Origin of the sequence: Flavobacterium sp., assembly GCF_043722275.1 — a bacterium.
Taxonomy (GTDB): Bacteria; Bacteroidota; Bacteroidia; order Flavobacteriales; family Flavobacteriaceae; genus Flavobacterium.
Window position 1 is genome coordinate 1 of record NZ_JAYSPC010000121.1, and the last position, 10,095, is coordinate 10,095.

5 protein-coding genes are annotated in these 10,095 nt (G+C 33.1%); 4 read left to right on the forward strand and 1 reads right to left on the reverse strand.

Annotated features, from left to right (window positions below; all coding sequences use genetic code 11):
- The 4 genes from ACHZDT_RS15195 to ACHZDT_RS15210 form a co-directional block, all read left to right on the forward strand.
- Nucleotides 1-234 (forward strand): WD40/YVTN/BNR-like repeat-containing protein (locus ACHZDT_RS15195; RefSeq protein WP_394775469.1); only part of this gene is annotated, 234 nt, incomplete at its 5' end.
- A 71-nt stretch (nucleotides 235-305) separates the two neighbouring features.
- On the forward strand, nucleotides 306-1,649 hold the full coding sequence (locus tag ACHZDT_RS15200) for a PKD domain-containing protein (RefSeq protein ID WP_394775470.1): 1,344 nt from the start codon (nucleotides 306-308) through the stop codon (nucleotides 1,647-1,649).
- Between the two features lie 7 nt (nucleotides 1,650-1,656).
- Nucleotides 1,657-4,113, forward strand: a complete 2,457-nt coding sequence (locus ACHZDT_RS15205) for a hypothetical protein (protein WP_394775471.1) — start codon at nucleotides 1,657-1,659, stop codon at nucleotides 4,111-4,113.
- Nucleotides 4,114-4,234: 121 nt separating this feature from the next.
- On the forward strand, nucleotides 4,235-8,887 hold the full coding sequence (locus ACHZDT_RS15210) for a hypothetical protein (RefSeq protein WP_394775472.1): 4,653 nt from the start codon (nucleotides 4,235-4,237) through the stop codon (nucleotides 8,885-8,887).
- A gap of 218 nt (nucleotides 8,888-9,105) precedes the next feature.
- Here ACHZDT_RS15210 and ACHZDT_RS15215 read toward each other — a convergent pair whose 3' ends face one another.
- On the reverse strand, nucleotides 9,106-9,819 hold the full coding sequence (locus ACHZDT_RS15215; RefSeq protein ID WP_394775473.1) for a YebC/PmpR family DNA-binding transcriptional regulator: 714 nt from the start codon (nucleotides 9,817-9,819) through the stop codon (nucleotides 9,106-9,108).
- Nucleotides 9,820-10,095 lie beyond the last annotated feature (276 nt).

The window sequence follows — 10,095 nt, forward strand, 5'->3', positions numbered from 1 at the left end:
AATGGAGGCGATACCTGGAGTAAAGTTTATACAGGAGAAAAATTCACAAAATTCACTTTTAAAGATGCTAACACAGGTTGGGCAGTTTTAGAAAATAAAATTTATAAAACTACAGATGGTGGAGTTTCTTGGATTCTTGATTATACACACGACCAATCTATTAGAACAATAGCTTATAAAAATAATGTTGTCTGGGCAATTTCTACCGATAAAATAATCAAACGTTATTTATAATTTTTAGCAGAAAAATAAAAAGATTAAAAACACTACAACCTTTAAAAGTTGTAGTGTTTAAAATAAACTGAATGAAAAAAACTTTACTCTTACTCTTATTTATTGTTATTACCTCTTGTTATCAGGAAACTTCTATAGCCATAGAAGGTGATTTTACGACTTCGTATGCCAACGATGACGAATCTATTCCTGTTATTATAAAAATAGACAATAAAATTACCGGTGCAGATAAATACGAATGGACATTTGAAGGAGGAAATCCGTCAAGTTCTTCTCAAAAAAATCCGGGCGAAATATTGTACAACAAACAAGGTACTTATACCATAAAATTAACAGCTACAAATGTAGACGGCGAGAGTAATGAATTTAGTAAAACAGTACTAATTAAGGAAGGACTTAATATTGAGTTTTCACATGAAATCATCAAAAGCAATTATTCTCCGGTTGAGGTAGTTTTAAAAAACACAACTGTTGGAGAAGGATTAACTTTTAAATGGGATTTTCAGGGCGGAATGCCAGCAGTTTTTACAGGTAAAACACCGCCAAATGTTGTATTTACAACGCCGGGAGAACACACGATTACCTTAACGGTTTCTAATGGTTTTGAATCAGATAAACAAACACAGACTATAACGGTTGCACCTTATTTAGTGAGCTTGTTTTCATATGAGCCAAAGTTCGAAGATGATGATTATGAAGCTCCGGTAACAATTAATTTTACGAATAAATCAATTAGTGCAACAAGTTATAAATGGAATTTTGAAGGCGGAATTCCGGCAACTTCAACAGAACAAAATCCTATAGTTGTTTTTACAAATGCGGGTAATCATGAAGTTACATTAGAAGCTTTGAATGATAAAACAAGCCAAATTTATAAATCAACCATTACCGTTTTACCGGATACGAATTTGCGCATTTTAACCAACGTTAAATTGGGAATAAATGCAGCACATAACAATAACAATATTGGTGCGATGTTCTCAACAGTAACAAGACAGGTTTATAAAGCAAATGAAATTAACGATCAGAACAGCAGTTTGATTGATATTGTTTTTCAGGGTTTAAATAACAATTTCACCTACAATAGATTCGTATCGCCGGATCAGGCAAATAACTATGGTTTTTTAGAATTAAAAAATGCACAAAGTACCATTTTTGTAAACTCTCAAAATTTGTGCAGCTGTGGATTAAATTTTACCGAAGCTCAGTTTGATGCAATGGTAAACGATAGTCCGATAAAAACTTTAAATATAAATTATAGCGCAGCAGGAGCACAGGAATTCGGGTTTACGTACCCAAGAATTATATTATTTAAAACACAAGACGGAAGAAAAGGAGCCATCAAAATTAAAGATATGGTAAAGAACGGCACAAGTTCTTATATTTTATGCGACATCAAAGTACAAAAACAATAACCAGTAAATGAAGATAGAGAATAAAAAAATCTTGTTTTGGTTATGTATTGTTTTTGCCTGTTGTATTTGCAGGAAAGGATATGCGCAAGATGTAGATTTAGAGAATTTTTACAAACCAAATTTTAAAGTTACAGGTAGTGTAAACGCGAATGCGATGTATTATACTTCCAGTATGCCAAATGCACGTGAGCCTTTTACCTATTTGCTTTCGGGAAATTTGAATATTAGTGCTTTTAATTTTAGTGTTCCGTTATTTTATAGCATTACCAATCAGGGAAAAAATTTAGGCTATACAGCCCCATTTGATTTTAACAGATTAAGTATTATGCCTAAATACAAGTGGGTTAAAGCATATATTGGGAATGTAAGTATGACGTTTTCGCCTTACACATTAAGCGGTTTTCCGTTTAAGGGAGTTGGTTTAGAACTTACGCCACAAAGCCCGTTTAAAATAACCTTAATGGGAGGACAATTACTAAAAGCAGTTGAAGGAGACGATGCAATGGGAGGAATTCCGGTATATCAACGTAACGGTTACGGAGCTAAAATAGGTTTTGAGCAGCAACAATATAAAATTGGCTGGATTGGTTTCTACGCAAAAGATAATGTGAATTCATTAAACTTAGTATATGATAAAGGAGTTACTCCAAAAGAAAATTTTGTAAACAGTTTGATATTCAGTACGTCTCTAATTAAAAATTTAAATTTGAATGTTGAATATGCTTTATCTGTTTTAACCGATGATACCAGAAGTAAAAATCTTTCAGGAGGAAATTTAAGGAATAAATTATTTTCCAGTAAAGAAAGCACCAGTTATTTGAACGCATTAAATGTAAATTTTGATTATAATATTCAAAAAAGCATCATTGGATTAACATACGAACGTATTGATCCTAATTATAACACATTAGGAGCATTGTATTTTAATAATGATTTAGAAAATATAGCATTGCGATTTGCCCGTCCTTTTTATCAGGATAAAATTACCGTATCTACAAGTTTAGGATATCAGAGAGATGATCTTGCAAAAGTAAAAAAGCAAGATACTAAACGCGTTGTTGGTTCGATAAATATGAATTACAGAGTAACAGACCAAATAAATTTTACAGGAAGTTATTCTAATTTTTCTACTTATACCAATAAAAAATTAGATCAGTTTGAGCTTATCAACAATCCAAACGTAGTCCAGGCTGATACGTTACAGTACAGGCAATTATCGCAAAATGCCAATATGAATATGTCATATTCTTTTGGAAAAAAGAGAAATCAAAATTTAAATTTCAATTATAGCATTGCAGGACAAGCAAATGAGCAGGGAGGCGTGATACGAAGAGGACAGGCGAGCACCGTTCAGAATTATAATGTAGCACATTCAGTAAATTTTCTACAAACGAAAATTGGCTTAAACAGCTCCCTTAATTACACCAGTAATCAAGTAAGTCAAAACGATAATTCATCAATTGGAGCCTCAGTTGGAGCTTCAAAAAAGTTATTCAAAGATAAGCTGAATACTAATTTGGGATTTCTGTATAATACTTCGCAGGGAAATATGAATTCAAGTTCAGTATTTGGAGTAAAATTCAATAGCAGTTATTTATTGCTCGAACAGCATAATTTTAATATGAGTGTTATTTCAATGTTTAGAAACAGTACTAATGCTCAAAAATTTAATGATTTGACCGCTACATTAAATTATGCTTATTCCATTGATAAACTAAAATTACCGGCTAAAAAAGAGCGTAAAGAAGAAACCAAAATTGCATCAGATCCTATTTTAAAAATAAAACATAAAGACAAAACGTACGAAGGAACTAGAAATGAAATCATAAAACAATTACAGGATCTTCAGCTTGCGTTGCGACCAATGCCAAAAGAAGATTCAGATGAATTGCAGCATTTGTTGACTCTCACAACCCTAACTCCTGATGATAAAAGTTTTGAAGAAAAAGCTTTAGATTATTTAAAAGCGTACGATTTAAATAATGATATTTTAGACCGATATAACAAATATATTCTGGAAACAGTACAAAGTCTACGAGAAGACATGATTCGAAAAGATGAAGGATTCGAAAATGATTATGTCATGGCATTAGGAAGAGTGAATAAACATAAAATGCATGGCGTAAGTGAACAGGATGTGACGAATAAAACCAGCTATAATTCTTATTTAAAATTAGTCGAAAGAAAAAATAAAAAGTTACAGCCTTTATTAGTACATCGATGGATGATTAATGAAATTTCGATCCTTGCGAATACATCTGCAGATGAAATTCATAAAAATGAAAACTTTTCAAATTTTAATAAAGAAGAGTTAAGTCACTTCTTTAAAATGATGAAAGACAAAAAAACAGATACAGAAATAGTAGAAGAATTGAAGATAAAACTAATTCCGTATTATCATGATTTAGCCATTAAAAGTGTCAAAGATGATGAAGTTGAATTTAAATATTTAAAGAATAATTAATGATCATAAAATGTGATTCTTTAAATAAAAAAGAAATCTATAGATCGTTTCAAAAATAGTTTGGATAAAATATAAAAAAGTTACTATGCTTTATTTTACAAAAAAACAGGATTATTTGCTTATGAAAAATTTTTACAAAATGCATTTATCGGTATTATTTATCATGCTTTCGGTTGTTTTTTCTTATGGGCAGGATATTGCACCGCCTAAAGAATTAGCTGTCGCTGCAAGTTCTATCGAAAAGATCGAAGCTGCTGACCGCTGGGTAGATAAATTTTCGAATCAGGATTTGGTAGAGTTACCAATAGGGATTCGTAAAACAATAAGCAATGTTCAATATTCTATTGGGATAACAAAAGCTGTTTTTTCGCCGGAATACACAACTTTGACCGTTTTTTGCAGAGTTGATATTCCGCAAAAAGATAAAAACGGACAGCCAATGCAATTGTTTTTTGGTGCAGATAATGTAAAATTATCACATCAGGGAGGAATTATTGGAGAAGCCAAACTAGTATTATTAGGTAATATTGACATTCCGTTTAGTGATAATAAATGGCAGGTATCGCTATATGGCGGTTTTGATATGGCAACAGGAGCAGTCCCGGATCTAACTTATGTTACAATTGACTGCGACGGTTTTAAAGAAATGAAAATATCAGGAGCAGTTGAATTTTCAAGAAATTTGATATTGCCAATTGATCCACTCACAAAAACTGTAGACGAGACAAAACTTACAGTGCCTAAAACCTTCTATAACGGTAAAACAGTTCAAATTCCTAATAGAGTAAGAGGTGATTTTAGCTTTACGGCAAGCAGCTGGAATGATATTTTAGTCAATGTAAGTTTGCAGCCTTTTACTTTAAAGGACAAACGAAACGGCAAAGACTTTGAGGGTAATTTCCAGTTTTTGGTTAGTAATGCGGTATTGGATTTAAGTGATATAAAAAATGATCCAACAGTAATTTTTCCCGAATATTATGCTAAAAATGCACTTTTAGTACCAACTCAGGAAGCATGGAAAGGAGTATTCATTCAGACTTTTGAAGTTGGTCTTCCAAAAGAATTTCAAACAACAGATACCGCATCAAGTAAAGAAAGAATACATGTAGGAGCTCAGAATCTTATTATAGATAAATTTGGAGTTTCGGGAACTTTCTATGCAGATAATGTTTTTCCGCTGGATCGTGGTATAACAAGTCAGGAAAAATCATGGGCATATTCCTTAGATCATATTGATGTAACTATTGCAGCAAATACTTTTGTAAAAGCAAATTTAAACGGTCAGATTCTTTTACCAATTAGTAAAGCAACAGAGAAAAAAGAAACTGCAACTCTGGCAACAGCCACAACTCCTGCTAAACCGGCACAAACAAATCGAGTAGGTTTAGCTTATAGCGGTTTTATATCTATGGAAGAGCAGCAATTAATTGTTGTTACAAAAGATTCCATATCGTTTGATATCTGGAAAGCAAGAGCTTTGTTACTGCCTAATAGTTCTGTTGAATTAAAATTAGTAAATGGGAAATTTTTACCAAAAGCAAATTTAAACGGAACAGTTTCTATTGGTACCAATAAAGGAGCCTCTGATGATAAGGATGTAGAAGGCAAAAAAACAGTTGATTTTAAAGGAATTTCATTTGAAAATCTACAATTGCAGACAGTTTCGCCTATTATTTCTGTCCGAAATATGGGTTACAAAGGCACAGTTTCCTTTGGTAATTTCCCTGTTTCCATTGGGAATATAAATGTTGCCATTAATGGAGATAATTCCAGGATCGATTTTGATTTAGGAATTAATTTAATGGAAAGTCTTGGAGCCGGAGCCACAGCCCGAATAGGGATAAAAGGTAAAATGTATGATGACGGCTACAGGCAACGAAGCAGATATGACGGATTAGATTTATCGGCCATTAGTATTGACTGTAAATTTAGCGGATTGACAATAAAAGGAAGTCTTCTTTTAATGGAGAAAGACCCTGTATATGGAAACGGATTTAGTGCTGAATTAGAAGTAGATGTTGCCGATATAGTCAATGTAAAAGCGAAAGCTATTTTTGGTCGTACTACTTTTAGATATTGGTATTTTGATGCCGCCGTAAAATGGCCGCCAGTTCCGGCACCGTTCATGATTACCGGTTTTGGTGGAGGTGCCTATTATAAAATGCACCGAAATCCCGATGTAGCCATTGGTGATTTCTCGCCATCAGGATTGAGTTATACTCCGGATGAAAAAATAAGTTTAGGAATTAAAGCTTTAATTTATTTTAATATTGGTTCAGAAAGTGTTTGTGATGGTGAAGCAGGTTTTGAGATTGCTTTTAACTCAAAAGGAGGAATAAACCGACTTGCAATTTTTGGTAAAGCAAATGTTATGGCCTCAATACCTGGACTTAAAAATGTAACCGACTTAATGAGTAAAGTGACCTCTAATGTTACTGCAAAGAAAAGTTTCATGGGCGTAACCGACAATGATCTTAAAGGTTCTTTTGCCAGTAAATACATTCCTGCAGCAAAAGAATCAATTCCGGGAGATTTATCGGCTAAAGTAGGGATCAAAATGGCGGCAGCAGTAGAATTTGATTTTGAAAATCATTCGATGCATGCAACAACAGATGTATATATTAATACACCCGGAAATTTTCTTTCAGGAACAGGAGAGGGAGGAAGAGCCATTTGGGGAGTTTTTCATAAAGACCCGAAAGATTGGTACATGTACATGGGAACTCCAGATGACAGATGCGGTGTAAAAATAGGATTTGCAGGAATGTACTTAAAAACCACAAGTTATTTTATGGCAGGAACAGTACTTCCAGGAAGTCCGCCACCGCCCGCTGTAGTTGCACAAATTTTAGGTGTCGATGCAAAAGAATTAGATTATATGCGCGATGAAAATTCATTGGCAAATGGCGGAGGTTTAGCCTTTGGAGCCAGTTTAGATTTTGATACCGGCGACTTGAGTTTCTTGCTTTTTTATGCCCGTTTCCAGGCCGGAATGGGATTTGATATCATGCTTAAAGATTATCAGGAAGCCAGATGTTCCAATACAGGAGAGCGTGTAGGTATAAATGGCTGGTATGCTAACGGACAATCGTATGCATATTTACAAGGAGAATTAGGAATCAGAATTAAATTATCATTCTTAAAATTAAAAGTTCCAATTGTTTCAGGAGGAGCTGCCGTTTTATTGCAGGCAAAATTGCCAAACCCAGTTTGGATGCGCGGCTATGTAGGAGGAAATATGAATATTCTGGGAGGATTAATAAAAGGAAAATTCCGATTTAAATTTGAACTTGGAGAAGAATGTCAATTTGAAAATGCATCACCATTAGGAGGGCTTAAATTAATAACAGATGTAACGCCAAAGCAAAGTTCAACAGATGTTGATGTTTTTGCTGTACCACAAGCCGCTTTTTCAATGAAAGTTAATGAAGCTTTTGTAATTCCCGAAGATGCCGGCGATGTCACCTATAAAGTAATATTAGAAAAATTCAAGGTTTTTGACGGAACAAAAGAAATTCCGGGGATACTGGAATGGAGTTCCATGAAAGACAAAGCTAATTTTGTTTCAACAGATATTTTACCTCCAAATAAAGAATTAAAAGTTCAGGTTGAGGTTAGTTTCCAAAAGATGATAAATGGTTCGTTCCAGCCAATAAAAGTTGATGGAAAAGTAGCCACAGAACTTGAAGAGAGATTGTTCACAACTGGTGGAGCTCCAAATCATATTCCGCTTAACAATATTAAGTTTTCGTATCCTGTTGTTGATCAAAAATATTTCCTTGAAGAAGAATATCCTAAAGGTTATATTCAGCTTAAACGCGGTCAGGATTATATGTTTGAAGATGCAAATTGGGCAACAAGCGTCAAACTAGATCAGGACGGAACATCTAATTCAAAACCTACGGCTTTTAATTATAATAACAGTTCAAATGAAGTATATTATGATTTGCCAAATATTGATCAGGATAAAAAATATAATTTTTCAATTGTAAGTAGCCTGAAACAAACTACGTCCAGAAACACAGTAGCTGAGTCAAAAACAAACACAATTAGCAATGATGGTAATGATATACAAATAAAAGAAAACCAGGCAGATGCATTATCCAAAGCAGAAGGCAGTATTGAACGTTTATCATACACGTTTAATACAAGTAAATACAAAACATTTACAGCTAAGATGAATTCGATAAATACGCAGGGCTATAATTTTGGAGTATTAGATTCAGATATTATTTACTTAACTAATACCATTTCAAGCCAGGAAGCATTTGATGTTGTCGATCTTCAGGGAGTGAATTATAGTGATAATAAACCTATAATAACCGCGCAGTCTAAACTTAATGATCAATATTATACAACAGATATTTTTCCGTATTTATATAAAGATTATCCTTTAAATGGTAATTATTCTATAACTAACAGAGATACAAATGAATTAGGAGTTGTTCCGGCAAAAGCAATACCACTTAATGCGCACTACACAACAAGTATAGAAAATAATGTAAACCAATTGTGGACAAAAGAAAATTTTCCATTTAAATACAATATGCCTTTGCTTTACAAACAAGATTGGGTTGATTTAGACAATCAGGTTGTCAATGGCTATATTAATGGAGATACAAGCATTGAGTCAATTGCAAAACGCTTTCAGAATTCTAATTTCTTGTTTATGCGTTACGGAAATTATGAAATTGTAATGAAATATAATTTGCCGGGAGATAAACAAGCCAATGAGTTTACTTATAAGTATAGAAACAATAATAATTTCAGATAATTCCATAAACAGAATTGATCTATAAAAACAAATTTAATTAAATAAAAAGCGACTAATTTTAGTCGCTTTTTTGCTTTATAAATCTTGAAAAACATTTAATAATAAACAATCTATCATTTGATTTTCTCAGATTTAAAAATAAATAGTTGCTATAAAGCTATACAAACAAAAAACTCCAGATTGCTCTGGAGTTTCATTTATAATATAAAAAGTAAGTTTTACTCTTCCTTCATAGTATGATAAACGTTCATCACATCATCATCCTCTTCAATTTTTTCGATTAATTTTTCAACATCTGCAATTTGAGCTTCAGTAAGTTCTTTTGTAATTTGTGGAATACGCTCAAAACCCGAAGATAAAATTTCAAGACCTCTGTGTTCTAATTCTTTTTGCAAAGCACCAAAACTTCCAAAAGACGAATAGATTAAAATTCCGTCTTCATCTTCAAAAACCTCTTCAGCACCAAAATCAATAAGTTCAAGTTCTAATTCCTCAGGATCAAGATTTCCTTTAGCAATTCTGAAGTTACAAGTATGGTCAAACATAAACTCAACAGAACCTTGCGTTCCCATTGTACCGTTACATTTATTAAAGTAGCTGCGAATATTAGCTACAGTTCTATTATTGTTGTCAGATGCTGTTTCAATCAAAATCGCAATTCCGTGAGGCGCATAACCTTCAAACAAAATCTCTTTATAGTTGGCAGTATCCTTATTACTTGCATTTTTTATCGCGCGCTCCACATTTTCCTTAGGCATGTTAGCGGCTTTAGCATTCTGTATAACAGCTCTTAATCTAGAATTGGCATCAGGGTTAGGACCACCTTCTTTAACGGCCATAACGATGTCTTTACCAATTCGGGTAAATGTTTTAGCCATTGCTGACCAACGTTTCATTTTTCTTCCTTTTCTAAATTCGAACGCTCTTCCCATTACTAATTTTTTATTTTGAGATGCAAAAATACGGTTATTCCTTATTTTTGCAAAATCAATTCAATTATTTTTTAGAGTTAGTTAAAAGTTAGAGGTTAAAAAAGTTTCAGGTTTCAGGTTTCAAGTTGTTGGAATCTATAAAATATAAAATTTCAATCGTAAAACGAATGGAATTTTATATGTGAAACCTGAAACCTGAAACCTGAAACCTGAAACCTGAAACCTGAAACCTGAAACCTGAAACCTGAAACCTGAAACCTGAAACCTGAAACCTGA

Coding starts and splice junctions, on each gene's coding strand:
- ACHZDT_RS15200 (WP_394775470.1), top strand. CDS start 306: ATGAAAAAAACTTTACTCTTACTCTTATTTATTGTTATTACCTCTTGT.
- ACHZDT_RS15205 (WP_394775471.1), top strand. CDS start 1,657: ATGAAGATAGAGAATAAAAAAATCTTGTTTTGGTTATGTATTGTTTTT.
- ACHZDT_RS15210 (WP_394775472.1), top strand. CDS start 4,235: ATGAAAAATTTTTACAAAATGCATTTATCGGTATTATTTATCATGCTT.
- ACHZDT_RS15215 (WP_394775473.1), bottom strand. CDS start 9,819: ATGGGAAGAGCGTTCGAATTTAGAAAAGGAAGAAAAATGAAACGTTGG.